The 24,664-nt window shown below is 60.6% G+C and carries 24 protein-coding genes and 2 tRNA genes; 13 read left to right on the top strand and 13 right to left on the bottom strand.

Going from position 1 to position 24,664, the window contains the following annotated elements; translation table 11 throughout:
- The first annotated feature begins 15 nt into the window (after positions 1-15).
- Together P3T43_RS11225 and P3T43_RS11220 are read left to right on the top strand one after the other, a co-directional pair.
- A complete protein-coding gene (locus tag P3T43_RS11225; RefSeq protein WP_429281112.1) occupies positions 16-1,059 on the top strand; it encodes a DnaJ C-terminal domain-containing protein in 1,044 nt (347 codons plus the stop codon).
- On the top strand, positions 1,056-1,367 hold the full coding sequence (locus P3T43_RS11220; protein ID WP_429281111.1) for a chaperone modulator CbpM: 312 nt from the start codon (positions 1,056-1,058) through the stop codon (positions 1,365-1,367). Before P3T43_RS11225 ends, P3T43_RS11220 begins: the two co-directional genes overlap by 4 nt.
- A gap of 10 nt (positions 1,368-1,377) precedes the next feature.
- On the opposite strand, the gene P3T43_RS11215 is transcribed toward P3T43_RS11220, so the two are convergent.
- Complete coding sequence (locus P3T43_RS11215) at positions 1,378-1,575, bottom strand: hypothetical protein (protein WP_429281110.1); 198 nt, start codon at positions 1,573-1,575, stop codon at positions 1,378-1,380.
- A gap of 146 nt (positions 1,576-1,721) precedes the next feature.
- The gene (locus P3T43_RS11210; protein WP_429281109.1) at positions 1,722-1,934 is read right to left on the bottom strand and encodes a hypothetical protein; all 213 of its coding nucleotides are present in this window, start codon (positions 1,932-1,934) and stop codon (positions 1,722-1,724) included.
- A gap of 198 nt (positions 1,935-2,132) precedes the next feature.
- Here P3T43_RS11210 and P3T43_RS11205 point away from each other — a divergent pair, with 198 nt between their 5' ends.
- Positions 2,133-2,720, top strand: a complete 588-nt coding sequence (locus P3T43_RS11205) for a BPSL1445 family SYLF domain-containing lipoprotein (protein WP_429281108.1) — start codon at positions 2,133-2,135, stop codon at positions 2,718-2,720.
- Between the two features lie 100 nt (positions 2,721-2,820).
- Here P3T43_RS11205 and P3T43_RS11200 read toward each other — a convergent pair whose 3' ends face one another.
- Positions 2,821-3,336 carry a hypothetical protein gene (locus P3T43_RS11200; protein ID WP_429281107.1) on the bottom strand — a complete coding sequence of 172 codons (516 nt, stop codon included), beginning with the start codon at positions 3,334-3,336 and terminating at the stop codon, positions 2,821-2,823.
- A 79-nt stretch (positions 3,337-3,415) separates the two neighbouring features.
- On the opposite strand from P3T43_RS11200, the gene P3T43_RS11195 reads away from it, so the two are divergent.
- The 4 genes from P3T43_RS11195 (at position 3,416) to P3T43_RS11180 (ending at position 6,376) form a co-directional block, all read left to right on the top strand.
- Positions 3,416-4,273 (top strand): pyridoxal-dependent decarboxylase, encoded by an 858-nt coding sequence (locus tag P3T43_RS11195; RefSeq protein ID WP_429281106.1) that lies wholly within the window; start codon positions 3,416-3,418, stop codon positions 4,271-4,273.
- Positions 4,274-4,394: 121 nt separating this feature from the next.
- The gene (locus tag P3T43_RS11190) at positions 4,395-5,261 is read left to right on the top strand and encodes a sensor histidine kinase (RefSeq protein WP_429281105.1); all 867 of its coding nucleotides are present in this window, start codon (positions 4,395-4,397) and stop codon (positions 5,259-5,261) included.
- A 104-nt stretch (positions 5,262-5,365) separates the two neighbouring features.
- Positions 5,366-5,497, top strand: coding sequence for a hypothetical protein (locus P3T43_RS11185; RefSeq protein ID WP_429281104.1), 132 nt, complete (start codon positions 5,366-5,368; stop codon positions 5,495-5,497).
- 87 nt (positions 5,498-5,584) lie between these two features.
- Complete coding sequence (locus tag P3T43_RS11180; RefSeq protein WP_429281103.1) at positions 5,585-6,376, top strand: PRC-barrel domain-containing protein; 792 nt, start codon at positions 5,585-5,587, stop codon at positions 6,374-6,376.
- On the opposite strand, the gene P3T43_RS11175 is transcribed toward P3T43_RS11180, so the two are convergent.
- From P3T43_RS11175 to P3T43_RS11145, 7 genes are all read right to left on the bottom strand, one after another.
- Positions 6,373-7,092 carry a Crp/Fnr family transcriptional regulator gene (locus P3T43_RS11175; RefSeq protein ID WP_429281293.1) on the bottom strand — a complete coding sequence of 240 codons (720 nt, stop codon included), beginning with the start codon at positions 7,090-7,092 and terminating at the stop codon, positions 6,373-6,375. The two genes, P3T43_RS11180 and P3T43_RS11175, sit on opposite strands and share 4 nt — an antisense overlap.
- A 219-nt stretch (positions 7,093-7,311) precedes the next feature.
- Positions 7,312-8,601: an NRAMP family divalent metal transporter gene (locus P3T43_RS11170; protein ID WP_429281102.1), complete on the bottom strand. Its 1,290-nt coding sequence runs from the start codon at positions 8,599-8,601 to the stop codon at positions 7,312-7,314.
- A 58-nt stretch (positions 8,602-8,659) separates the two neighbouring features.
- The gene (locus P3T43_RS11165) at positions 8,660-8,935 is read right to left on the bottom strand and encodes a hypothetical protein (RefSeq protein WP_429281101.1); all 276 of its coding nucleotides are present in this window, start codon (positions 8,933-8,935) and stop codon (positions 8,660-8,662) included.
- A 776-nt stretch (positions 8,936-9,711) separates the two neighbouring features.
- Entirely contained in the window at positions 9,712-9,945 is a 234-nt protein-coding gene (locus tag P3T43_RS11160) for a hypothetical protein (protein WP_429281100.1), read from the bottom strand.
- 699 nt (positions 9,946-10,644) lie between these two features.
- On the bottom strand, positions 10,645-11,877 hold the full coding sequence (locus tag P3T43_RS11155) for a tyrosine-type recombinase/integrase (protein WP_429281099.1): 1,233 nt from the start codon (positions 11,875-11,877) through the stop codon (positions 10,645-10,647).
- A gap of 151 nt (positions 11,878-12,028) precedes the next feature.
- Positions 12,029-12,115, bottom strand: a tRNA-Leu gene (locus tag P3T43_RS11150).
- Positions 12,116-12,337: 222 nt separating this feature from the next.
- Positions 12,338-12,424: transfer RNA gene (locus tag P3T43_RS11145), tRNA-Leu, on the bottom strand.
- 261 nt (positions 12,425-12,685) lie between these two features.
- Here P3T43_RS11145 and rnr point away from each other — a divergent pair.
- The 5 genes from rnr to P3T43_RS11120 all read left to right on the top strand — a co-directional run bounded on the left by rnr (position 12,686) and on the right by P3T43_RS11120 (position 19,165).
- Entirely contained in the window at positions 12,686-15,187 is a 2,502-nt protein-coding gene (gene rnr / locus P3T43_RS11140) for a ribonuclease R (protein WP_429281098.1), read from the top strand.
- Between the two features lie 175 nt (positions 15,188-15,362).
- Positions 15,363-16,112 carry a 23S rRNA (guanosine(2251)-2'-O)-methyltransferase RlmB gene (rlmB, locus tag P3T43_RS11135; RefSeq protein WP_429281097.1) on the top strand — a complete coding sequence of 250 codons (750 nt, stop codon included), beginning with the start codon at positions 15,363-15,365 and terminating at the stop codon, positions 16,110-16,112.
- Between the two features lie 208 nt (positions 16,113-16,320).
- On the top strand, positions 16,321-17,016 hold the full coding sequence (gene rpiA, locus P3T43_RS11130; RefSeq protein WP_429281096.1) for a ribose-5-phosphate isomerase RpiA: 696 nt from the start codon (positions 16,321-16,323) through the stop codon (positions 17,014-17,016).
- A 349-nt stretch (positions 17,017-17,365) separates the two neighbouring features.
- Positions 17,366-18,547, top strand: coding sequence for a glycosyltransferase family 4 protein (locus P3T43_RS11125; protein WP_429281095.1), 1,182 nt, complete (start codon positions 17,366-17,368; stop codon positions 18,545-18,547).
- 195 nt (positions 18,548-18,742) lie between these two features.
- Positions 18,743-19,165 (top strand): helix-turn-helix domain-containing protein, encoded by a 423-nt coding sequence (locus P3T43_RS11120; protein WP_429281094.1) that lies wholly within the window; start codon positions 18,743-18,745, stop codon positions 19,163-19,165.
- A 328-nt stretch (positions 19,166-19,493) separates the two neighbouring features.
- On the opposite strand, the gene P3T43_RS11115 is transcribed toward P3T43_RS11120, so the two are convergent.
- The 3 genes from P3T43_RS11115 to P3T43_RS11105 form a co-directional block, all read right to left on the bottom strand.
- A complete protein-coding gene (locus tag P3T43_RS11115; RefSeq protein WP_429281093.1) occupies positions 19,494-20,921 on the bottom strand; it encodes a UbiA family prenyltransferase in 1,428 nt (475 codons plus the stop codon).
- Between the two features lie 150 nt (positions 20,922-21,071).
- The gene (locus tag P3T43_RS11110) at positions 21,072-21,533 is read right to left on the bottom strand and encodes a GtrA family protein (protein ID WP_429281092.1); all 462 of its coding nucleotides are present in this window, start codon (positions 21,531-21,533) and stop codon (positions 21,072-21,074) included.
- Between the two features lie 237 nt (positions 21,534-21,770).
- The gene (locus P3T43_RS11105) at positions 21,771-23,015 is read right to left on the bottom strand and encodes a glycosyltransferase family 4 protein (protein ID WP_429281091.1); all 1,245 of its coding nucleotides are present in this window, start codon (positions 23,013-23,015) and stop codon (positions 21,771-21,773) included.
- 324 nt (positions 23,016-23,339) lie between these two features.
- Here P3T43_RS11105 and P3T43_RS11100 point away from each other — a divergent pair, with 324 nt between their 5' ends.
- Complete coding sequence (locus P3T43_RS11100) at positions 23,340-24,662, top strand: glycosyltransferase family 4 protein (RefSeq protein WP_429281090.1); 1,323 nt, start codon at positions 23,340-23,342, stop codon at positions 24,660-24,662.
- Positions 24,663-24,664: the final 2 nt, after the last annotated feature.

Here is a 24,664-nt window from a genome sequence, read left to right as displayed (position 1 = left end):
TCATAGGCCTTTGATATGAAATACAAAGACTATTACGAAGTACTGGGAGTGCCGCGTAACGCGACACAGGACGATATCAGGCGTACGTATCGCAAGCTCGCTCGCAAATATCACCCGGACCTGAGCAAACTCGACGACGCAGAGCCGCGCTTCAAGGAGGTCGGCGAGGCTTATGGCGTGCTCAAAGACACGGAAAAGCGTGCGGCCTACGACCGGATGGGCGACCAGTGGCGCGATGGTCAGGAGTTCCAACCGCCGGCCCGGTGGGATGAAGGTTTCGAATTCAGAGGCGCGAATGATCGCGGCGCCGAGGATGCACAATTCGGCGAATTTTTCGAGGCGCTCTTTCGCGGTGAACATGCCGATGGGCGCCGCGCTTCGACAAGACACGCGCGGCACGCTGCCGGCGCCGGCCCTGACGGCGCAACCGCGCAAGAAATGGAGGATGCCTATGGTGGTGTGCCGTACTCGGCTCCGGGCCAGGACCACCACGCCAAAGTGGTGATTGATCTGGAGGATACCTATCGTGGGGCACAGCGCACGATTTCCCTGAAGGCGCCGGTACTCGATGCAAGCGGCCGTGCCGTGCTGAAATCGCGGACACTTGACGTCTCCATTCCGAGGGGCGTGTACGACGGGCAGCATTTACGGCTTACCGGTCAAGGGGGCGCGGGTCTTGGAGAGGGACACGCGGGAGACCTATACGTGGAAATCGCATTGCGCCAGCATGGACTTTTCCGCGCCGACGGCCGCGATGTGACGATCGACGTGCCGGTCGCACCTTGGGAAGCGGCACTTGGCGCACGCATTACCGTGCCGACACCTGACGGCGTCGTCGAAATTGCCATACCCAAAAATTCCAGCGGAGGCCGACGCCTGCGCTTGAAAGGCAAGGGAATCCCAGCGAGCGGTCCGGCCGGTACATCGGGCGATCTCTATGCGCAATTGAACATCGTTCTGCCGCTGGCAGATAGCGAGCCGGCACGCGCGGCTTACGAGACACTACGACGGGCATGCGACTTCGACCCGCGTGCGCATTTTTCAGGTGATCCATCATGAACGAATCGCGCACGGCCTGGCTCGAATGCCTGATCGTCGAGGAGCAGGTGGAGTTCACGCTACCCGAATTGTGCCGGGTGTCTGGCGCTTCTGAAGTCCAGCTCATTGAATGGATCGAGCAAGGCGCGATTGAATCGAAATGTATCAGCGAGGACGATGGCCCGCACTTCGACGGCGTCTCATTGCGCCGCGCCCGCAAGGCTCGCCATTTCGCACAGGATCTCGAGATCAATGCTGCGGGCATCGCACTCGCACTCGATCTGCTTGATGAAATCGAAGCCTTGCGAGCGCAGTATTCGAGGCTATAGGGCAACTTCCTCACCGAACCCAGGTTACACCCATTGCCACGACCGTTGAGGCCATCACGCCGGTAGCAACCCAGCCGAGGATACATAGTGCGGGCGGCAGCGTAAAACCGGACATGATGCGGGTACGAATCGAGAGATGCATCATGGCGATGATCACGGACACCGCGAACAGGTAGGCGAGGTCGTACGATACGATGCCGACCAGCATGGCGGCTATTGCTATCCCAACCGGCATCCGTCGACCGGTCAGGCCGCGCCGCTATCGATCGCTACCGGAATGCGTTTATACATGCCGGCCTCGAAGAATTCGTCCCGACGGTGAGTGCCGTCCAACGACGGGATGGTGTCGGGGTGCTACTGGGCCGTCACAACTCCGCGCTCGAACTCATTGACGAGCTTGAGCAACCGGGCCACGCGTCTGGCGCCGTCAGGCAGGAGGGCCTGCTGGGTCTCCAAGGCCGCGACGCGTTGCCGCCAGTACGCTAACGACAGCGGATTACCTCGATCGAGTAACGGCAGAACGTATTCAAGGTGGGCCAGATCTTTGGCGAACTCGTGCAGCGACATTCATTTTCCTTTGGGAGACTGGTCAATGCCTCAACCCTAGGGTATGCCGACTGAGGGTCGGCGTCTGCACGCTACCGTACAAGTTGCGAATTAGCGCCGATGCACTGCAGACAGACGGCAGTTTGTACGCTGACGTACCGCTTCCCGAGCCGACGAAGCGTAGTGTCAGTGTCTCTATCTGCAGACGTGGAGGCCATCATGCTGCGAAGAAAATTTCTGTTGACGACACCTGGCGCGATTCTGTCGATTGGTCTTGCGGTGTCTGGTTGCACGATGACAGGCGCGTCAGACGCCACTAGCGAGAAGATGGACAAGCGTCGCAGCATCGACGCTGGCGTGGATTCGACGTTGGCGCGGCTTTACGACGACGCTAATGGTTCACGTGAACTGGTTGCGAAAGCCCGTGGGGTCCTGGTGTTCCCGTCGGTCATCGACGCCGGCTTTGTCGTAGGAGGGCAATATGGCGAGGGCTCGCTGCGGCTCGGCGGGCACACCGTAGGGTACTACAGCACGGCGACGGGTTCGATCGGCTGGCAAGCCGGCGCGCAGTCGAAGGCGATCATATTTCTGTTCATGACTGACGAATCGCTGGCGAAATTCCGGAATAGCGAGGGCTGGTCGGCGGGGGGCGATGCCTCGGTGGCATTGCTGAAGATTGGAGCGAATGGCAACGTCGACACGGGGACGGCAACGGGTCAGGTGGACGCGTTTGTGTTGACCAACAGTGGTCTGATGGCCGGCGTGACGCTAGACGGTACGAAAGTCAGCCGGCTCAAAACCCTGTAACGCGCGAGCGGGGACTACAAAACGGCACGGTTCGACTTTACGGCCATGGGCGGCGGCTATCGCCATCGCCGCTTCGGCCATGAGCTTCCAAAAGTCTTCGTCAGGAAATCAGCACCGCGCGTGCCTCGCGGTGCTTTTTGTGTTTGCCTTCGACCTCGACCTCGACCTCGGCATCGGTTTCGCGAAGCGACGCATTGGCCGCCACCAGCAAGGTGGCATTCTGTTCGAACAGCGCTGCGTCGAGGGATTCAAAGGTGTCGAGCAGCAACTTTCGATCCGCCCTGCTTCCGCCGTCGCTTTTGGCCACGGCTTCGCCTTCCTTCTTCAGGCGTTTGACGAACTTCGCCGCGCATCGGCTGTCGAGGACCTGGTCAAAAACCAACTTCTGGATGTGACGTGCGAGGCCGGCCAGTGCCACGTCAGTAGATTGAGTCGCGACGCTTGCCGCGCTTGCATTGTGTTTAGCCATGGTAGTTCTCCAAATGAGCACACGCATCGTCGAGCGCAGTGAATGCCTCACCTTGCGCTCAATAGCGGCGCAATGCAATGAACGGATTTTATGAATGGCCGCAGCGCGGTACGGCTCCGTACCGACTTTGCCCGGCCCTTCGTGCATCAGTGGTGACTGAAGCTCTCCCGTCTGCTCCCTATCCGCACTCCACTCTCTCCGGCGTTCGCTCGCGAAACCATCGCACTTGCTGCTGCCCGTGCCGCCCCATGACCTTCACAGATCCCCGCCATCGACGCCCGATGCCGTCGCCGATGAATACGCTGCGACGATCTCCGGTTCTTCGCTGCCGAAGTACCGGATTCCGGAGGGATCGTTTGACCGCCGCGCAGTATTCAATCTGGTGCGCGACGAATTGTTCATGGACGGCAACTCGCGGCAGAACGTCGCGACGTTTTGCACCACTTACGCTGACGACGAAGTTCGCCGCCTGATGGATCTGCCGATCGACAAGAACATGATCGACAAGGACGAATATCCACAAACCGGAGAAATCGAAATGCGCTGTGTGCACATGCTCGCGGATCTATGGCACGCACCGAAGTCGTGGAAGACCATCGGTTGCTCGACGACAGGATCGAGCGAGGCCTGCATGCTCGGCGGTCTCGCGCTGAAGTGGCAGTGGAAGAAGCGCAGGCAAGCGCAAGGCAAGCCCACCGACAAGCCGAACTTCGTCTGCGGACCGTTGCAGGTGTGCTGGGCGAAATTCGCCCGGTACTTCGACGTCGAGATGCGCCACGTGCCGCTCAGCGGCGACGCAACCGGACATACCCCGGAAGATCTGGCCCAGTACTGCGACGAGGCCACTCATGAGGGTGAGTTGCCACCGGTCCTTCAGGAGAAGAATCGCAAGGGCATGCCCACGCATAACCTGCTGTTGCAAGGTCCGATCGTGACCGTCATTTCGTGCTGCTACTTCGTGATCCAGGATGTGTCGGTCGCGTTCTTCCTGATCTCCGCGATGACGATCGCCCCTTACCTGATCACCTACATGCGGATGTATGCGGCGGCGATCAAGCTGCGCTATTCCGCAACTGCTTTGTGATGATGTTTCTGTTGACCTGAACGCTACCGTACAGACTTGCCGCAGCGTTGATGGGATGCTTCAAATTCAATCTGTGCCCACCGGGTGACTGTCAGGTCCAGGCGCGCGATCGGAGGTAGGCATGTCAGCTCGTCCAGGTTCTTTTCGGTGGTTCGTCGGCACACCCAATGTGCCCCGCGTACCTTTAACCGACGCAGTGATGGAACAAGTGCCGCAGCGTTCCACCATGAAGCTTTCCGTTCGTGCCTCACAGTCCGAGATGCAGATCGATGCGCTGCGACTCAAGGACGAAATCCTGGCGATGGTGGCGCATGAGCTCCGTGGCCCTTTGACGCCATTGCAGTTCGCCACGAATCTTATCCGCAGGGCGTCGCCTGACCGAGCCGACGTGTTGCGGTCGGCCGATATGATCGATCGGCAAATCGCTCAGATTTCGCGGCTTGCCGATGATTTGATGGACGCGATACGAGTCGAGCGTGGGGCGCTTCGCGTGACCAAGGTCCCCGTCGACGTCGTCGAGGTGCTAGCTGCGCCGCTAGCCGCAGCTGCGTTGGCAGCAGCGCTGCGCAAGCAGAAATTTACGGTCCAGATTTCCGACAGAACGCTGCGCGTCGACTGCGATCCCGACCGCCTTGCACAGGCCGTGAACAATCTCCTGCACAACGCGCTGAAATACACACCGGAAAGCGGTTGCATCACGGTGAAAGTGCTCGCGGACCGCAACGCTCTTGTCTTGTCCGTCAAGGACGATGGCATGGGTATATCGGATGCGCTCATGCCGCACATTTTTGAACTGTTCGCGCAAGCCAGCAGAACGATCGGGGCAAGTGCCGGTGGGCTGGGAGTGGGTCTCGCGGTCGTGAAGGCCGTTGCTGAGTCGCATGGCGGGACTGTGTCGGCGCTCAGCGCCGGGCCAGGTCTCGGCAGCGAATTCACGCTCCGACTGCCCATCCTGAATTTTCTGTCGAGGGAAGGTCCCACTACGTAGAGACGCGCGAACTGATTTGACCGAGGATTTTCAGCGTGCGCCGCTTCAGGCGTGTGGTGTTTCACCTCGAGGGATTGCGGCGTGAACTGACTAACAGGAACGATATGACAGTAGCAATGTGGGGAATCGTAGGGGCAATGGCGTTAATGTTCGCCACCTCGCTCTATCGCTATAAGCAGCAGCCTGAGCGCTCGCTGTCTCCTGCGCTGCCCGCCAGGCGGCGCGAGGATCTCTGATAGCCCGCAGTTTTTAAGTTGACGTACGGCATTCCGAGCCGATCGGGCGTAGTGTCGGAGTTACTGTCTGCAGACGTGGAGACCATCATGCTGCGCAATATAGAGTTTTTGCAGGGATGCACCGTCAAGGCACGCGACGGAGATGTCGGCACCGTGACGCAAGTCTATTTCGATGACGAAGCATGGGGCGTTCGTTATCTGGTGGTCGAAACAGGCGACTGGCTCAGGGATCGGCAAGTGCTGATTTCGCCGTACGCCGTGTCTCACTCGGATCCTGGATCAAGTGCCGTGCAAGTGAAGCTCACACGGCAGCAGGTGCGCGACAGCCCGAATATTGACGCGCATAAGCCCGTGTCGCGGCAGCATGAGATCCAGTACCTTCGGTACTACGGCTATCCGACGTATTGGGGAGGGGCGAACGTTTGGGGGATGGGGGCCTATCCGGCCTTCGACGAATCTGCGACGGCCGCTTTGCCACTGGGGGCTTTCCCGGTTGTCGACCCGAACCCCGGCGCCGATGAGCCGCCGGCGGATACGCATCTGCGTAGCACGGAAGTGGTGAAGGGTTACCACATCGAGACGGTCGACGGCACCATCGGTCATGTTTCCGGCTTCGTCTTCGACGATGAGGCCTGGGTCATACGCTACCTGACCGTCGATACGCGCAACTGGTGGCCTGGTGGCAAGGTAGTTCTGCTGGCGACAGAATGGATCGAGTCGATCGACTGGTTCGGCTCAACCGTTTCCACGACGCTGACGCACGATGCGATCAAGCACAGCCCGGCGTACGACGATGCGATTCCGGTCGACCGGGACTACGAGACGGCACTGCACGAGTATTACGGCCGCGAGGACTACTGGTCGAATGAGAGGGTCTAGATCGCGCGCAGATCGGGCAGAAGCCGGTCGAACTCGCGTCTTACGACGCCGTAACATTCGCAGACGCGCTTTTCGAGCCCCGGTCTATCCAGCACCTCGATATGGCCATAGCTATAGCGGATCAATCCTGCGTCCTGTAGCTTCGTGGCGGCTTCGGTCACGCCAGGGCGGCGAACACCGAGCATGTTGGCGATCAGTTCCTGAGTCATCTTCAACTGGTTGGACGGCAATCTGTCAATGCTCAGCAGTAGCCAGCGGCACAACTGTTGATCGATAGAATGATGCCGGTTGCACACAGCGGTTTGCGCCATCTGGGTAATCAGTGCCTGGGTGTAGCGAAGCAGCAGTCGCTGTACGGGGCCGGCGCGATGGAACTCTTCCTTCAGGATGCGTGCGTCCAGCCTGTAGGCGTACCCCGCGCTTTGCACAACGGCGCGGCTGGGTGTGGTTTCTCCGCCCATAAAGAGCGCAATACCGACGAGCCCTTCATTTCCGACAATCGCTATCTCCGCGGACGCGCCATCTTCCATGACGTACAGCAGCGAGATGATGGCGGTGATGGGGAAATAGACGTGATCGAGGCGGTCGCCAGATTCGTAGACGACCTCCCCCAGTGGCATCTCGATCGGCATAAGATGCGGCTCGATGCGCTTCCACTCTGCCTCCGGCAGGACCGATAGCAGGTGATTGTCTTTGGGTTGATGCGCTGTAGGCATCGCCACTCCTCGGCATTCTGTTGGAAAGCGGCATCGTTCCTGAACGAATACGCCACGAAATCGCCTATTGAGGCCAGACTTCAACTGAGGTTCGACGTGAAACTGGCTGAACGTGCTGTTGTGCCTCTGCGGCACGACCTTAGATTAGGCGATTGGGGGCAACCCTTATCACATTATAGGGCAGCGCTATCGAAAGCTGCGCCTGGGTAGCCAAATATCTTACGCAAACACCGCGACGGCCATAGCGACGACGGTTATTGCCATCGTCGTGGTTGCAAGCCAACCAAGGACGCGCAGCGGCATGGGTAAGGTGAAACCGCTCATGATGCCGGTACGCATGGACAGATGCATCATCACCATCATCACTGGGACGGCAACCACACCGTTTAGCACGGCACTCCAGTACAGTGCCTTGACGGGATCGATATGGGTGAAGTTCAGCGCGACGCCGATTAGCGTCGCCGCCGCGATCACGCCGTAAAAAGCTTTTGCCCGGAGCGGAAGGCGCGCGAGGCCGACACGCCACGATAGTAGTTCGCCCACCGCGTAAGCGGCCGAGCCCGCAAGTACGGGAACGGTCAGCAGACCGGTGCCGATAATCCCGGCTGCAAAGATCACAAATGTGAAGGGGCCAGCCACCGCCCGAAGCGCTTCGGCCGCCTGGCCGGATGTCTGGATGTCGGTTATCCCGTGGGCGTGCAGTGTTGCCGCCGTTGTCACGACGATAAAGAACGCAATGACGTTCGATAACGCCATGCCCAGGTAAGTGTCGATACGAATCCGCGTGAACTCCGACTTCGCTTCCCATGGCGCGTGGGTCAGCGGATGTGCGCCGGGCCGCTCGCGCTGGTCCTCGACTTCCTGTTCAGCCTGCCAGAAGAAAAGGTAGGGGCTGATGGTCGTGCCCATCACCGCGACGATCGCGACGAGATAGTCGGGGCTCGCCGATAGCGGTGGCCAGATGGTCGCCCAGCCCACTTCACGCCATGGCACCTTCACGACGAACGCGCAGATCACATAGCTGAATAGCGACAGGCAGAGCCATTTCAGAATGGAGACGTAGCGCGCATAGCGTGTGAAAACCTCCAGTGCGATCGAAAGCAAGCCGAAGAGGCAGACATAGAGCAACGCGGGACCCGAAATCAGAAGCTTGAGCGCCGCACCCATTGCGCCGAGATCCGCACCGAGATTGATGGCGTTCGCGATCATCAGCAGAGCGACGACACTGGTGGAAAGCCAGCGCGGATAGTGGCGGCGCAGATTGCCAGCGATGCCATATCCGGTTACACGTCCAATGCGCGCGCTGATTTCCTGAATGGCCGCCATCAGTGGATAGCTGAAGAGCAAAGTCCAGGCGAGTCCATAGCCGAACTGGGCGCCGACCTGCGAATAGGTGGCGATGCCGCTCGGGTCGTCGTCGGAGGCGCCCGTAATGAGGCCGGGACCCATCACCTCGAGCAGTTTCGGCCGTGGCGGTTGTTTCACCGGATCGCGTACTAGCGCATTCATCGAAGAGCGCTCCTGGGTGTCAACGCTTTGGAAAACACATGCATGGCGCGGCGCCAAACTAAACCGAGCTTACGCCGAACACTCCGGCCGCCAGATCGCGCTCGAAATCGGCGTGCCATGCGGTGCCTTGGCCCGCGGCATAGACAACGGACTTATCGGTGCTCCGCCGGGTAACCATGACTTGTCGGCGAATCGGGCTCGTACTATCTCCTGCCGGATACTGATCTTCGTCCCGGATATCGAAATCGATGAGGTCGAAGCCATGGCTGGCGAAAATTGACTCGGCGTCGGCTTGTTCGTCCTCACTGAATTTATGAAACAGATGCGTGACCATGTGCGTCGTCCGGTTGTAAGAAGAGTTGCAGCGTGAGCTCTACGGGATTGACACTCGACATTCCGTACTGCGGTGATTTGAATCCGTCGTCAACGCCAGGCATTGAACATCGCAGCAATGTAGTGGGTGTCCTCAGAATATAGCGGCGTGGTTTTGCGTTTTGCGTTTGGCGGGGCAACGGCATGCGGACCGCAGTCTCCCTAGAACCACCTGTCGCAATGATCACTGATTTCTGGAAGCGATTCGGTACGGTAACGTTCAAGGTTACTTCCGTCACGACTGTTCGCCGGACACGCGATACGTTGGTGAACGGTTCCGGAATTATTCTCGGCTGGATTGAGGGTAGACGCTCAATGCGAAGCTGTAGCTACCGGCACGGCTGTGCTGACAAACGCGCTGGGCGAAATGGGTTCAGACTACGGCAGCTTTCCAGCGGCTTGGGTAAACGCATACTGCCGACCAGAAAGAGGCGTTCGCTTCTGCGCTACGGGGACATTCGAAAGGCAGTTCGGCCGCTGAAAGCAGCCACACGCGGGCTCAGTTTTGATGTCGCCTCTACGATTTGGCGCTCCAGGCTCGAGAATTTTGGTCGATATGCAGAAGTTCAGTTACGGGCTCCCCAGCCGTTGGAGTTCAGCAGCTAAAAACTCAAGGAAAATGGCTTCGATAGCATCGGAACGCGCCGAAAGTACAGATTCGGCATGGACGCAGCCGATCCGCCGATCAGAATAAATGGAATGCCGCACTGCTTCAGGACCGTCGCAATGGACAAACCCTTAACGCTTGTCGCGACGATGCCAACGTCGATCAAAGCCCTCTTTCGCCGTCTCCAGGCTCGCTTCGACGCTTCGTTCGCAAAAAATCATGTTATGCCCATGCCCCGAAAGGAAATCGTGAAGCAACTGTGCAACGGTGGGGTCATCTTCGACAAGGAAAATTTTTTTCATTCGAAAACCTTGATCGCTGAATGGTGTTCCTTTTCGAGCTTGAAGCACGAAGAGGCGAGTCATGAGGTGAGTCGTCGGGTGGGTAGTCTTAACCCCGATTGCGAGCCCAACAAGCCGTCGTACTGATACAGGAAACTGCTGTCGGGTGGTTCGATGCCGCCAACGTCGGCAATCTGCCGCATTGCTGACGTAGAGCCCAGCCCATCCCAATGACGGCTCTGGCCGAACTGCTGTCTCTAAGAGGCTGGCGCGGAAGACTGGAACGCTCCGTTACCTGCCTTTAAATTTTCGACAGGGCGATAGGCGCAGTGTGCCGTGGGTGCGTGCACAACCGCGGCCTGACACGCAGTCAATCGCGCCGGCTGATGGTTGGGACGGCTTCGCGGCGCGGTCGCATAGCGTTTTTCTGTCGAGCGTTCACTACGCTTCGCCCACTGCGGTTGCGGCACGCGTTGTATGCTTTCTGATCGAAGGCGCGAGCGCAGTTAGGGTCGTGGCTTCTTCAAGCTTTGCCAGGATCGTGTTGGAATGTGGCTGACGGTATCGATGACGGTATCTCCGCAGAAGCCGTATTCGGATGTCCAATTTCGTGGTGGTTTAGCGAAAGCGCACATTGAATGCTCCGGTGCAGTCTGTTCAAAACCAGCAACTGCCGATTTAATTTTTCGGTATCTCGGACGGTATCGCTGCCGTCTGACTGAGCGGAAGCCCCGTCTGCACAAGGATTCCCGTCACCGATTGACAATCGAGTGGGTATGGTGCTCAGGGCCGCCTGCTTGATCCTGCGACCGTCGTTGACGTACTTAGCCGATCAATATAGTCGGCCCACTCCTGCATGACCCTGCGACGGTCATCGTCGAACGTTGTTCTATCGTAGGCCTTTTGCACATCGCCACGCTTGGCATGTGCCAGTTGCGCTTCCAGTACATCGATATCCATACCGAGTCGTTCTCGTCCGACCGTGCGAAGCATGCCCCGGAAACCGTGCGTCGCGTGTTTTCCTTGAAATCCCATCTCCCGTAGTGCTTTGCTCAATGCGTCTCGATGCAAATGAGGAGTCTTCTGGCGGGCAGGGGACGGAAAGACGTAGTGCCCCTTGCCGGTAAGTGACTGCAACTCTTTCAGGACCGCGATCGCCTGTTTTGGCAATGGCACGATGTGATCGTGCCGCATTTTCATCCGCTCGGCTGCAACATGCCATTCAGCTGTCTCGAGGTTCACCTCGGTCCACGGCACCGCTGCAACCACGCCGGGGCGAAGGCCGGTCAGCATGGTGAGCTTGAGGGCGGCGCGGGTAATGGGCGACTTGTAGGCATCGATAGCAAGAACGAGCGGCGCTATGTCCGCAGGCTTGGTGATCGCTGGTATATGGCCTTTCCTGTGGCGAGGAACAACGCCGCGCAGTGTCAAGGCCGCGCCATCTTCGCGCAGTCCGTTCTGGACCGCGTACGTCACGATGCCACCGACATACTGCCGTGCCTTGGTCGCGAGGTTAGGCGCATGAGAGGCAATCGCTTCGAGTACGGGCTTGACCTCCGGCGTGGCAAGCGTCGAAATGGGCTTGTTGCGAAGTGCGGGAGTCAGGTATTCGCGCACGACAAACTCTGCCTTCCGGTAGGTTTCGTCCGCCCATTCCTTGCGTTTGAAGTCGAGCCAGCGCTGGGCCACGAGATGGAAGGCGCCTTCGGCCATGCGTTTGCGGGCGATGGACTCGGCCTGGCGATATGCAACCGGATCGATGCCTTCGCGTACGAGATTGCGTGCGGTAGTGGCCGACCGTCGTGCATCAGTGAGCGTGATATCGGGGTAGGGGCCGAGGCTGTGGAAGTTTTCCCTGCCCGTGCTCGGTCGTCGATAGCGGAACAGCCAGGTTTTGGTGCCGTTCGGTTGGACCCTCAGCGCGAGTCCGTTTCCATCCGCGAGAAGGTAGGAACGGGCGCCCGCTTTGGCGGCACGGAACACTAACTCTGACTTCGGTTTGACGCGTCTGGGCATGGGTTTGCCCCTGAATCCGGTATACGCAACAGTATACGCAAAAATCGTCGATGTCAGTGGAACGCAAGGGATCTGTAGAGACAAAAAACCCCGTAAGACGTTGATCTTACGGGGTTTCTCGGACTTCTTCGGCTTACGCCGGAACAACTGATGGTGCCCAGGAGAGGACTCGAACCTCCACGGTGTTGCCACCGCTAGGACCTGAACCTAGTGCGTCTACCAATTCCGCCACCTGGGCACGTTTTCAAACTAGACCGCTATTTTAACGGGATGAAAGGGCTTGTCAATGGGCACTTCAACAATCGCTTCACCTACCGTTCGGATATTCAGACATCGAATCGCATTCGACACTGACTTCCCGTCCTGCCAAATCACCGCTGCGCATTTGAAACGCGTTCAAACGACAGTAATGCTTCACACAAAAAGCAAAGCCGCTCGGAAGCGGCTTTGCTTTTGAATCTGGTGCCCAAGAGAGGACTCGAACCTCCACAGTGTTGCCACCGCTAGGACCTGAACCTAGTGCGTCTACCAATTTCGCCACCTGGGCAGGTGTCTGTAGAACAGAGACCGCCATTATAGCGGCGGATTCGACCCTGTCAAGTATTTCGAGAAAGCGGTGAAGCACGCGCCGATTGTGGCCCTGAGCGCCTATTGACGCGGCGCGTAGCGCGCAATACGGGTGTTAGAATGCCTCGCAGTAGTTCGTTGGCACGGTGCACAAGCCCGTCGGACTTAGCCTTGAACGAGTTAGACCCGAGCAGTCAATCGCAGGTGCAACAGAGCCGCCTCATTACGCCGACCGACGTCCATGCAACGAGAAAAAATCATCGACAAGCCCTTGAGCAAATATCCCTACCCGATTCCGAGCCGCGAAGAAATCCTCGGCGTCCTACGCACGAGTGAGGCGCCGCTTGCTGCGAACGACATCGCCGAAGCCTTGTCGATCAAGCGCCAGGAGCGCGAAGGGTTTTTCAAGCGTCTGGGTGCGATGGAGCGCGACGGTCAGATCCGCCTCGATCAACGCAACCTTTACCAGCTGACACATCCGTCCAATTTCGTCGGCGGCCGCGTGCAGGGCCACCGCGACGGCTTCGGATTTCTCGTGCGCGACGACGGCCAGGACGACCTGTTCCTGCCCACCGGCGAGATGCAGAAGGTCATGCACAACGACCGCGTGCTCGCGCGGATCGTCGGTTATGACCGGCGCGGCCGGCCCGAGGGCCATATTGTCGAGGTGACCGACCGCGCCAACAAACGCGTGATCGGGCGTCTGCTCAACGAGAACGGCGCGCTGATCGTCGCGCCGGAAGACAAGCGCATTGGCCACGACATTCTGATCACGCAGAACACCAAGAAGGCCAAGGTCGGCCAGGTGGTGGTGGTCGAACTGACGGATTTCCCGAGTCGCCACTCGCAGCCGCTTGGGCGTGTGGTCGAAGTGCTGGGCGATATCGACGACCCCGGCATGGAAATCGAAATCGCCGTGCGCAAGTACGGTGTGCCGCACGAGTTCAGCCAGGCTGCGCTCGACGACGCCGCCAAACTGCCGGACGAAGTGCGTCCGGTGGACATCCGTCATCGCATCGATCTGCGCGATGTGCCGCTCGTCACGATCGACGGCGAAGACGCCCGCGACTTCGACGATGCCGTGTACTGCGAACCGGTGACGGTGGGCAAGGGCGAGGGCTTCCGCCTGATCGTGGCGATCGCCGACGTCTCGCACTACGTGCATCCGAAGAGCGGGCTCGACGTCGATGCGATCGAGCGCAGCACCTCGGTGTACTTTCCGCGGCGCGTGATTCCCATGCTGCCGGAAAAGCTGTCGAACGGTCTGTGTTCACTCAATCCGCACGTGGACCGTTGCGTGCTGGTGTGCGACATGGTGATCACCGCACGCGGCGAGATCAAGGCGTACCAGTTCTATCCGGGCGTGATGCACTCGTCGGCGCGACTGACCTATACCGAAGTCGCGGCGGTGCTCAAGAACACCAAGGGTCCGGAAGCCACCCGTCGCGCGGCCTTGCTGCCGCATCTGCAGAATCTGTACGGCGTCTACAAGTCGCTGTTCGCGGCCCGCCAGAAACGCGGCGCGATCGATTTCGACACGACCGAGACCTACATCGTCTGCAATGCGCAGGGCAAGATCGAACAGATTATCCCGCGCACCCGCAACGACGCGCACAAACTGATTGAAGAATGCATGCTGGCCGCTAACGTCTGCGCGGCCGACTTCATGAAGCGCAACAAGCATCCGGGTCTGTACCGCGTGCATGCGGGTCCGACCGCGGAAAAACTCGAGAACCTGCGCACCTTCCTGCGCGGCATGGGTTTGACGCTCGGCGGCGGCGACTCGCCGCACGCGAGCGACTACGCCGCGTTGATGGCGCACATCCGCGACCGGCCCGACGCCCAGATGCTGCAGACCATGTTGCTGCGCTCGATGCAGCAGGCGGTCTACAGCCCGGACAATATCGGTCACTTCGGTCTCGCGTACGAAGCGTATGCGCACTTTACGAGCCCGATTCGCCGCTATCCCGACCTGCTGACCCACCGCGCAATCTACGCGGTCCTGCAGGGTCGCAAGTACACGCCGGAAGCGCCGCATGGCGTCGACCTCAATACCGCGCTGGCGCCGCGTGCGCGCGCCATGCAGCAGGCCGACGACGAAAAGCGCGGCCGCACGCGTTCGAACAACGTGGCGATCTGGGAGGAACTCGGTCTGCACTGTTCGGCTAACGAGCGCCGCGCGGACGAAGCCTCGCGCGATGTCGAAGCGTGGCTCAAGTGCTATTTCATGCGCGACAAGCTCGGTGAAGAGTACGGCGGCATGGTGAGCGGCGTGACCTCGTTCGGGATCTTCGTGCAACTCGACGCGCTCTTTATTGAAGGCCTCGTGCACGTGACCGAACTCGGCTCCGATTACTTCCAGTACGACGAGATCAAGAACGAGTTGCGCGGCGAACGCACGGGTATCCGTTACCGTCTGTCGGACCGCGTGCGCGTGCAGGTGAGCCGCGTCGATCTGGACGCTCGCAAGATCGATTTCCGGCTGGTGCGCGATACGCCCATCAAGTCGCCGGGCTCGCGTGCGCCGCTCGCCGAGAAGGCGGTAGCCGATGGCGGCGGTGCGCGGGTGCGTGCGCTGTCCGCGGCGGAAGGTGGCGCAGCGGGTGCGCGTCGCAAGAAGGCCGCACCGGCACCGACGCTCGCCGTCAAGGAAGCTCGCGCGGCGCGCGGCGCGGCCAAAAAGCACGGTGCGTCGGCCAAATCCACGTCTTCGTCGAAGGCACAGCCACGCAAGAAACGCTGAGTTCGCACGGCAGCCGCAAGTCATCGCGGCTGCCTGCCACGTCATACTGCAGCGGGTTCACCGCGCGCAACGGGGACATGTCCATGTGCCGGTTGCGCGCGGTCTGCATTTGGTTTGTATTTATCCCAGTAGCGTAGCCGCGTCGCGGAGCGCTCAATCAAAGGTTGTTTCAGTCATGTCACGTCTTAAGGTTCTATACGGTTTCCACGCAGTGACCGCACGTCTGCGCCACGATGCTGCAACGGTCGAAGAGGTGTATTACGACGCGACGCGCAAAGACCGCCGCATGACGGAGTTTCTGCATGCGGCGAAGGACGCGGGCGTGCGTCTGATCGCAGCCGACGAAACGCGGCTGTGGGGCCTCGCGCACACCGAGCGGCACCAGGGCGTCGTCGCGCGCGCGGGCGACCTGCCGCTGGCGCAGAACCTCGCGGAGCTGCTGGATGGCATCAACGGCCCGGCCCTGATTCTGGTGCTCGACGGCGTGACCGATCCGCATAACCTCGGTGCCTGTCTGCGGGTCGCGGATGCGGCCGGCGCGCATGCCGTGATCGCGCCGCGCGACCGCGCGGTCGGCCTGAACGCCACGGCCGCGAAAGTGGCAAGCGGCGCGGCCGACACGGTGCCGTACATCACGGTCACGAATCTGGCGCGCGCGCTGCGCGAGCTGAAGGATGCGGGCGTCTGGGTGGTCGGGACCGCCGACGAAGCCACCGCGAGCGTCTACGAGACCAAACTGGACGGTCCGGTCGCGCTCGTGATGGGCGCGGAAGGCGAGGGCATGCGCCGGCTCACGCGCGACACCTGCGATATCGTCATGAAGATTCCGATGGCCGGCAGCGTGGAGAGCCTGAACGTGTCGGTGGCGAGCGGCGTTTGCCTGTACGAAGCGGTGCGGCAGCGGTCGGTGAAGGTCAAAGCCTGACGTTATTAGCCGCACGCGCTGCGGCGCTGGCGGGCCGCAGCGGGCCGTTACGGCGGGGCGCGTCGCAGACGATCCTGGCCCTTTCCAGCACTTTCCGGCCCGCCGGCGCGTGCGCAGCGGGCTTTTGCTGCGCCGCTTGCCGGATACCGCAGGACGGCGCATGCTAGTCCGCTAAACTTCCGTTTTTTCTGCCTCTCAGCAACTTTCCATGACTCAAGACGAACTCAAGCAACTGGTCGGCCAGGCGGCCGCCGACTACGTGAACACGAATGTGCCCGAAGGCGCGGTGATCGGTGTCGGCACCGGCTCCACCGCCAACTGCTTCATCGACGCGTTGGCCGCGACGAAGCATCGTTATCGCGGCGCGGTATCCAGCTCGCTCGCCACCACTTCGCGCCTGCAATCGCACGGCTTCAAGGTGTTCGATCTGAATGAAATCGAATCGTTGACGGTGTATGTCGACGGCGCGGACGAGATCGATCACAGCGGCGCGATGATCAAGGGCGGCGGCGGCGCACTGACGCGCGAGAAGATCGTGGCGTCGGTCGCCGACGTATTCGTTTGCATCGCGGATGCCAGCAAGCGCGTCGACGTGCTTGGCCGGTTTCCGCTGCCGCTCGAAGTGGTGCCGATGGCGCGCACCGCAATCGGCCGGCGCGTGACCGCGCTCGGCGGCGTGCCAGTCGTACGCGTCACGAAGGACGGAGCGCCGTTTATCACGGACAACGGTAACGAGATCATCGACGTCAAAGGTCTGAAGATCGCCGATCCGCGCGCGCTCGAAGCGCAGATCAACGCGTGGCCCGGTGTCGTGACCGTGGGTCTGTTCGCAGGGCGCGGAGCCAATCTGTGTCTGCTCGGCACCGACACTGGCGTCGAGACGATCCGGTACACGCAGGATTAAACGCTGGTATTGAGAGTATCGCGCGGCGTCGACCGTCGTGCGCCAACCTCGTCATCAACGCGTTGCCGGGGCATGGCGTTTCGTCCCGGCACACGCTTTCCGTTTTTTGCGGTGTACGCCACCGCGCCATCGCATCAAGCTCCACCATCTCGCTTGCGCCTGCCGTTTAATGCTGTCGTGACGCCTAACGTCTGACGTCTGCCGCGTTTCACTTCGCGCGCGCAGCGGCGCGCATGCATGCTTTAGCGATTCTCGCGTGCGGAATGTGGGCGTGCGCACGCACGCCAGGAAAGGCTGCCCGTACACTGCTTTTCATGGCCGTGGGCCGTCTTCTACAGGTGTCGACATTATGAAAGTGGCGATCGTGCACGACTGGCTCGTCGCACCGGGCGGCGCCGAGAAAGTGCTGGAGCAGATCATTCAGTGCTTTCCGGATGCCGACCTGTTCAGCCTCGTCGACTTTCTCGAAGACCGTGCCCCGGTGTGCGGTAAGCCCGTGACCACCTCGTTCATCCAGCATCTGCCGTTCGCGCGCAGCCGCTATCGCGCCTATCTGCCGCTGATGCCGCTGGCCATCGAGCAGCTCGACCTGTCCAGCTACGACCTCGTCATCACGAGTTCATACGCGGTCGCCAAAGGCGTGCTGGTCGGTCCGGATCAAACCCACGTGAGCTACGTGCACTCGCCCATGCGCTACGCCTGGGACCTGCAGCATCAATATCTACGTGAAGCCCGGTTGACGCGCGGCCCGCGTTCATGGGCCGCACGTGCGCTGCTGCACTATCTGCGCGGCTGGGATTCGCGCTCCGCGAACGGTGTAGACAGGCTGATTGCCAACTCGCAATTCGTCGCGCGTCGCGTGATGAAGACGTATCGGCGCGACGCCGCGGTGATTCCGCCACCCGTGGACGTGCACAAGTTCGATCTGTGTACGCAGAAGGACGATTTCTACCTGACGGCATCGCGTCTCGTGCCGTACAAGCGTATCGACCTGATCGTCGAAGCGTTTACCGCCACGCCGCATCGCAACCTGGTCGTGATCGGCGATGGTCCGGAAATGGCGGCGATTCGCAGCAAGGCTGGGCCTAATGTGAAAATTTTGGGTTACCAGGCTTTCGCTGTACTAAAGGATTATATGCAGAGGGCGAAGGCCTTTGTCTTTGCGGCCGAGGAGGACTTCGGCATTGTGGCGATCGAAGCCCAGGCGTGCGGTACGCCCGTGATTGCTTACGGGAAGGGCGGTGCGCTTGAAACGGTCGTGCCGCTCGGTGAAGCGCGCCCGACCGGCGTGTATTTTGCGCGTCAATCGGTCCCGGCGATTCTCGATGCCATCGATATCTTCGAACGGCAAAAGCTGGAGATTACGCCGGCAGCGTGCCGCGCGAATGCCGAGCGGTTTTCCGCGGCGACGTTCCGGCACGCCTTCATGATCGAGGTGACCCGGACCATTGCTGCGGCGGCGGGGCCGAGGCAGCGTGTGGAACGCGTGCAGGCGGATCTTGCGTGGCCTGGCGACGCAGTATCCCGCTGACATCGGGTCGCATGAGTGCAGTTTGTCGAACGTGTGCAGGTGGGTTGAGTTTGCGTCGCCGTAGTGAGAGGGGAAGGCGATGCGTGGCAATCGAACACGGTCTGTCGAGGCAATCGACCTTGACGGACTGTGGCGCTTTGTCCTGTATCGCAATACATCAATCAATAAGACTTTCGAACAGGAAAATCGAAGCACATGAACGCCGATCGCCTTTCGGGACAATTCCCCGACATCATCGAAGCCTGGACTGCCTTGCAGCAGAAAGCACTCATCAGGCCCATTCGCAACGAGAGGGACTACCAGACGATGCTGCAGCTCTCAAGGGAGCTTGCCACGCATCTGAACGGTGACACGGAGAGCGCGCTGGATGATTTGCATGGCGTGCTGACCACGTTGATCGAGGCCTGGGAAACCCGCAATGTGGACATTCCCAAGGTGGAGCCGCGCGAGGTACTGCGCCATCTGCTGGAGACGCACGGCCTCAAGCAAAAAGACCTGGCGGGTATCGCATCGCCGACCGTCGTCAGCGATATTCTGGCTGGACGCCGGGCGATCAGCAAGAACGTCGCCAAGGCACTCGCTGCGCGTTTTCACGCGGACGTCAGTGTGTTTCTTTGATGTATCCGAACGCGCAACCGTAGTTCAGGCTTGAATTTGCCGTTGCTTTTTGGATTCGTTATGGATTGAAGGACCGCGCTGTTGGCTGGCGCGGTTTTTCGTTTGCCGTGGCGATCTGGAATAGAGCGAAGCGTTGGGCGGAACGGAGAAATGGACTCGGTTGGCGCAGTGGAAATAGCGAAATCTTGATGTGCGTCTGATCTACCGGACTGCTTACTATCTCAGGCGCGATGATGCAGGATGGTGGGTTGCGTTATGTTGCGTCGTTCTGCCCGCCGGAGTTGGCGGCGGGCACACACAAGGGGCAGCGGATATTGCCAGAGCTCGCTCAGATGGCGAGCAGCATACACACGCCGCACAATCCGATCACAGCGGCACTGACACGATCCTTGAAGGCAAACACGATCGGATCGTCGTGCATCTTGCCGCGAAACGCGAACATCCAGATCCGGCTCACCCAGTAGAGCGTCAGCGCAAACACGGCCCACAGTGCCGGCGGATGGCGGTACAACTGCTTGAGTTCCGGCGAGTTCAGATAGAGCGCCAGCACCAGCACGGCGAGATAGGCCGAAGACGTGCCGAATGAACGAAGAATCGACAGATCCTGCGTGATATAGCCACGACCGGCCGCTTCCATTTTGCCGTCACGCAGGATGGCGTCGAGTTCGACATAGCGCTTGACCATCGCGAGGCTCAGAAAGATCGGCACGCAGAACAGGATCAACCAGTACGACAGCGCAATACCATTGGCCTCGCCACCCGCGATGACTCGCACCGTGTACAGACAGGCCAAGGCGAATACGTCGATCAGCGCCATGCGTTTGAGTGCGAACGAGTAGGCGAGCGTCGCGGCGAAGTAGGCCGCCAGCACCGCGCCGAAACGCCACGGCAGCAAGACCGCGATGCCCACCGCAGCAGCGAGCAGCAACACGGTCAGCACTGCGCCGAACGACAGCGGCAGCTTGCCTGAGGCGAACGGCCGGTTGCGTTTGCGTGCGTGGCGGCGGTCGGCATCCAGATCGAGCATGTCGTTGAGAAGATATACGGATGACGCGCACAGACTGAACGACAGGAATGCCAGGCAAACGGCGCCGATCGAAGCCAGGTTGAAGCGATGCGCGGTCAGTAGCGGCACGAACACGAGCACGTTCTTGACCCACTGATGTACGCGCATTTCCTTGAGTACCAGCGGCAGCAGGCGGCGCTTTTCCTCGAAGAAGATAATCGCTGCGTTGACTTTGCGCGCCGCCGCTGCAATGTGCTTGTCGCCGACCACAATGGCGCGGCGCGACTGGCGCCACACCGGGACGTCGGCTATGGCGTCGCCGCAATAGTCGAAACCGCCGTCGCCAAACTGGTCGACCAGCGCTTGCGCTTTGTTGCGGCCAAGCAGATTGCGGTCTTCGGTGCTCGCCAGTACGCCGGTAAACAGGCCGAAGTGAGCCGCGATCTGGGTAGCGAGGCGCTGATTGGTCGCAGTGCACAGATAGAGGTGCCGGCCGCTTGAATGTTCGTCGCGCAGATAGGCGAGCAGCTCGGTGTTGTACGGCAGCACGCCGACGTCGATCGTCACCCGGCGGGCAATCTGTTCTTTCAGATAGGCGCGTCCGCGCAGCAGCCAACCCACACACAGGAAGATGGCGAACGGATTCTGCTTCAAGAGTACGAAGAAAGCTTCGAAAAGCAGATCGGTGCGTGTGAGCGTCCCATCGAGGTCGACGCACAACGGAACCGAATTGACTGCCGGGGTTGCCATGACCCATCTCCACGCCGAGGTACCGAGAGTCTGAAACGCTGCAGTCGTGCAGCCGTATCAGTGAATGGCGGGACGAACCAGCCTGGTCCGAGCCTGATCAAATGCTATCGGCGGCCTGGAAAAACCTCTGTGCGGCAGCGCACTTCATGTTTAAGCAAACACAAAACGCTTGTCGAGCTGGTACTTGGTGACATAGCCGATTACAAGCCCTAACGCACCGCCGGCAAGTCGTGCGTTCTCCGTATGAAAAAGCGCGCTTGCTGCGAACTCCACGGCCCAGAACACGAGGGTCGTGCCGAGGCCCATCAACACATAGAGCGCGAAGGTGCGGGCGACATGGGCGACGCTGCGATGCTCGTAGCGAAAAATCCATGCCTTGTCGAGCAGGTACTTGACGACGAGACCGGCACCCGTGCCGATACAGACCGAAAGCGGCACGGCAAAGGCGGCCTGGTACACGAAGTAAGCGAGCTTCTGGCTGCCCAGGTTCGCGGCCATCGAGATCGCTGCGAACATGGCGTACCAGAAGACGAGGCGAGAACGGCTGGCGGTAAGACTCGCGGCAGGCGTGGCGGAAGGATGGGAAGCGTGGCTCGCGGCTGGGCTGTTCATAGCGAAATCCTCTTGAAAACAAAGCCTGGCACCGAGCGGATCGCGAACATGATCTGCGCCGGGAGCCGGGGTGTGTAAAGGGAATGCTTGCCATGCGCGACCGCGCGCGCAATGCCGCTTGCGACGCGTTCCCGCGGGATGGATTATGCCTAAGCTTAGGCATCCTCTCACAGCGCCACCGTTGGCTGGTGCACACATATCACCGGGAGCCGCGTCTGCGCAGCGAAACCGGTGCGATCAGACGACGACCTTGCCGATGGTCCGCTTCATCTGCTCGAGGTAAGCCTCGACGGAGAAATATTGACCCACGTCGATCAGCGCCTGATCGGCGATGCGCTGGGCGAGCTCCGGCGCGGCCTGCAATGTTTCGATGGCCTCGGCCAGCGCCTCGACCTTGCCCGGCGCCACCAGCCAGCCATTCTTGCGATGCCGCACGATTTCCGTCACGCCGCCCGCCGAGGCGGCAATCACCGGACGGCCCGCGGCCATTCCCTCGATGATCACGCGGCCAAACGGCTCCGGTTCCGTCGAGGTATGCAGGATCACATCTACCGCCTTCATCCACGCCGGCATGTCGTCGCGAAAGCCCGCGAAGGTCAGACGGTCTTCGACGCCCAGACGCGCCGCCTGCTGGCGCAGCGATTCCACATAGGCCTGTTCGCCGAAGAGCGCCGAGCCCACCAGCACCAGATGCAGATCGGGCAGTCGCGCGAGCGCTTCCAGCGCAATGTGCTGGCCCTTCCACGGGGCGAGCCGCCCGAACAGACCCGCCAGATAGACATGTTCGGGCAAGCCCAGACGCCGGCGCAGCGCGCCGGTATCGAGGTCGCCCATGTGACTGAATTCATCCAGATCCACGCCGTTGTGCACCACCGGCACGGATTCCGGCTTACAGCCTGTGAGCGCCACCAGCGAGGCCGCCGAGGCGTGCGAATTGGCCACCACGTGATCGACCGCAAAACGCGTGAGCCACTTGACGATCCAGCGCTGCAACGGCCCGAAATGCTCGCCCGACATGATGTCGTGCAGATGCCAGACGATCCGCTTGCGGTGCAGCGGCTTGCCGAGGGCGCCGAGTACCAGCGCCTTCTGCGTGTTGAGGAACAGGATGTCGAATGATTCGGCATGCTTCGCAATGCTGCGAATCTGCCGCACGATGCCGGGTAGCGCCATCAGCCAGTTCACCTGCACGGTTTCTTTTCTGATTTCAGAAACGCGTGTTTCGCACGCCAGCCGCACCGGTACACCGAGCGCTTCGAGGCGCGTGCGAAATGGACCGTCCGAGAGCAGCAGCACTTCGCGGCGCGCGGCCCAGGTGACGGCCAGCGGCAACAGTGAGAATTCCGCGCCGCCGAGCTGTCCGCTCTGATCGACGAACAGGATGCTCACAGCGCCACCGGCTTCCGACGTATAGCCAGACGCATAGTGGGGCGCCACGTGAGAAGCGATCGCCGATGCATTCGCTGGAGCGGTTGACTTCATCTGGGTTCGCGAACCTGGGTTGAGTGGAAACGAAGAAGACACGGCATTATTGGTGCACGATTTGTATATCAATGTGTTCCTACGCACTTACGGTAACTGACATTGAGATTACAAATACATAACGATTGCTTGAATTTCGTGGGGCGTTTGTCAAATTTGTATAAATCGCTATATTGGTAGGGAGTCCGGAATAGTCCGGACGCTTGTTCATCCATCGAGATCCATCGCAGATGTTTGTCGCGCTGAGTGCGCAGGGGCACATAGCCAACGTCGCATAGCGCGAATAATGTCTCTTTAGATTTTCTTACCGCCCGGCAGACCGCAATGAACACCTCCGCATCTGCGGCCGCGAAGACAATCGCGTCCGACACTGCAGCGCCAGTATTCATTGGTCGGCACCCCAGTCTGCCGGACGGACTGGCGACGCCGAGCGTCCTGTTTATCGACCAGAGCGGTCAACTCGGCGGCGCGGAAGTTTGCCTGTTGCCACTCGCGGCGACATGGGCGGCGCGGCGCGAAGTGCTGCTGCTCTCGGATGGACCGTTTCGCGCGAAACTGGAATCGTTTGACGTACCCGTGAGGCTCGTCTGCGACGAACGTATCTCCAGCATCAAAAAACGGGCCACGCGCCTAAGCTGGCTGATGGCGCTGCCAGCGATCGTCCGGCAGGTCAGGACCATCGCCAGGCATGCCGAATCATTCGACCTCCTGTTTCTCAATACGCAGAAAGCGCTGGTACTCGGTGCCCTCGGCAAGCCGCTACACCGCAAGCGGATCATCTGGCACCTGCACGACATCATGTCGGGCGAGCACTTCGGGCCGTTGCAGCGCTGGATCGTCAAATGGCTCACGCGCTATGCGGTCGATCATGTGGTGGCCAACTCGCACGCCTCGGCGGCCTCGCTGGTGGCGCTCACCGGCTGCAAGCCGGAATCCGTGCCGGTGGTGCACAACGGCGTGGATCTGGATGCATTCAGCCAGATAGACGGCAGCGATACCGGCGCGCTGCGCCGGCATCTGGGCTTGCCCGAGCATGTCTACCTAGCCGGTCTGTTCGGGCGGCTCGCCCCGTGGAAGGGCCAGCACATTGCGCTGGAGGCGCTCGCGCGGCTGCCTGATCTGCATCTGGTGCTGGTGGGCTCGGCGCTCTTCGGCGAACAGGCCTATGTGGAATCGCTGCGCCAGCAGGCGGTGCGTCTGGGCGTCGAAGAGCGCCTGATCTTCGCAGGCTTTCGCGACGACATCCCGGCGTGGATGAAGGCGGTGGATGTGATCCTGCATACCTCGACCGAGCCGGAACCGTTTGGCCGCGTGATCATCGAGGGAATGGCCGCGGGCCGTCCGGTGATTGCCGCGTCGGCAGGCGGCGTGACGGAAATCGTGCGGCATCGCAAGAATGGCTGGCTGGTGGCGCCGGGCAAGGTCGAGGCGCTGGCCGAGGCCATCGAAACATTGCAGGCCGCGCCGGAGCTCGCCCAGCGCATCGCCGATCAGGCGTTGATCGACGTCGGTCAATATTTTTCCGTCGACGCCTACCTCGAACGGATGGTGCGGACCATTGCGACGCCACCCGTTGATACGCTGCAGGAGCCTGCCGCGCGGATGTGTGTTCGGCATCGAACGATGCGCCGGCCCCCCTTCACCTAGCA

It is taken from the genome of Paraburkholderia sp. GAS41 (assembly GCF_050436545.1).
Taxonomy (GTDB): Bacteria; Pseudomonadota; Gammaproteobacteria; order Burkholderiales; family Burkholderiaceae; genus Paraburkholderia.
This window is presented reverse-complemented; position numbering and strand designations above follow the sequence as displayed.

What these genes read in the sequence shown, in the direction of transcription:
- P3T43_RS11225 (WP_429281112.1), top strand. Translation starts at nt 16, where the DNA reads ATGAAATACAAAGACTATTACGAAGTACTGGGAGTGCCGCGTAACGCG.
- P3T43_RS11220 (WP_429281111.1), top strand. Translation starts at nt 1,056, where the DNA reads ATGAACGAATCGCGCACGGCCTGGCTCGAATGCCTGATCGTCGAGGAG.
- P3T43_RS11215 (WP_429281110.1), bottom strand. Translation starts at nt 1,575, where the DNA reads ATGCTGGTCGGCATCGTATCGTACGACCTCGCCTACCTGTTCGCGGTG.
- P3T43_RS11210 (WP_429281109.1), bottom strand. Translation starts at nt 1,934, where the DNA reads ATGTCGCTGCACGAGTTCGCCAAAGATCTGGCCCACCTTGAATACGTT.
- P3T43_RS11205 (WP_429281108.1), top strand. Translation starts at nt 2,133, where the DNA reads ATGCTGCGAAGAAAATTTCTGTTGACGACACCTGGCGCGATTCTGTCG.
- P3T43_RS11200 (WP_429281107.1), bottom strand. Translation starts at nt 3,336, where the DNA reads ATGCACGAAGGGCCGGGCAAAGTCGGTACGGAGCCGTACCGCGCTGCG.
- P3T43_RS11190 (WP_429281105.1), top strand. Translation starts at nt 4,395, where the DNA reads ATGTCAGCTCGTCCAGGTTCTTTTCGGTGGTTCGTCGGCACACCCAAT.
- P3T43_RS11185 (WP_429281104.1), top strand. Translation starts at nt 5,366, where the DNA reads ATGACAGTAGCAATGTGGGGAATCGTAGGGGCAATGGCGTTAATGTTC.
- P3T43_RS11180 (WP_429281103.1), top strand. Translation starts at nt 5,585, where the DNA reads ATGCTGCGCAATATAGAGTTTTTGCAGGGATGCACCGTCAAGGCACGC.
- P3T43_RS11175 (WP_429281293.1), bottom strand. Translation starts at nt 7,092, where the DNA reads ATGCCTACAGCGCATCAACCCAAAGACAATCACCTGCTATCGGTCCTG.
- P3T43_RS11170 (WP_429281102.1), bottom strand. Translation starts at nt 8,601, where the DNA reads ATGAATGCGCTAGTACGCGATCCGGTGAAACAACCGCCACGGCCGAAA.
- P3T43_RS11165 (WP_429281101.1), bottom strand. Translation starts at nt 8,935, where the DNA reads ATGGTCACGCATCTGTTTCATAAATTCAGTGAGGACGAACAAGCCGAC.
- P3T43_RS11160 (WP_429281100.1), bottom strand. Translation starts at nt 9,945, where the DNA reads ATGACTCGCCTCTTCGTGCTTCAAGCTCGAAAAGGAACACCATTCAGC.
- P3T43_RS11155 (WP_429281099.1), bottom strand. Translation starts at nt 11,877, where the DNA reads ATGCCCAGACGCGTCAAACCGAAGTCAGAGTTAGTGTTCCGTGCCGCC.
- rnr (WP_429281098.1), top strand. Translation starts at nt 12,686, where the DNA reads ATGCAACGAGAAAAAATCATCGACAAGCCCTTGAGCAAATATCCCTAC.
- rlmB (WP_429281097.1), top strand. Translation starts at nt 15,363, where the DNA reads ATGTCACGTCTTAAGGTTCTATACGGTTTCCACGCAGTGACCGCACGT.
- rpiA (WP_429281096.1), top strand. Translation starts at nt 16,321, where the DNA reads ATGACTCAAGACGAACTCAAGCAACTGGTCGGCCAGGCGGCCGCCGAC.
- P3T43_RS11125 (WP_429281095.1), top strand. Translation starts at nt 17,366, where the DNA reads ATGAAAGTGGCGATCGTGCACGACTGGCTCGTCGCACCGGGCGGCGCC.
- P3T43_RS11120 (WP_429281094.1), top strand. Translation starts at nt 18,743, where the DNA reads ATGAACGCCGATCGCCTTTCGGGACAATTCCCCGACATCATCGAAGCC.
- P3T43_RS11115 (WP_429281093.1), bottom strand. Translation starts at nt 20,921, where the DNA reads ATGGCAACCCCGGCAGTCAATTCGGTTCCGTTGTGCGTCGACCTCGAT.
- P3T43_RS11110 (WP_429281092.1), bottom strand. Translation starts at nt 21,533, where the DNA reads ATGAACAGCCCAGCCGCGAGCCACGCTTCCCATCCTTCCGCCACGCCT.
- P3T43_RS11105 (WP_429281091.1), bottom strand. Translation starts at nt 23,015, where the DNA reads ATGAAGTCAACCGCTCCAGCGAATGCATCGGCGATCGCTTCTCACGTG.
- P3T43_RS11100 (WP_429281090.1), top strand. Translation starts at nt 23,340, where the DNA reads ATGAACACCTCCGCATCTGCGGCCGCGAAGACAATCGCGTCCGACACT.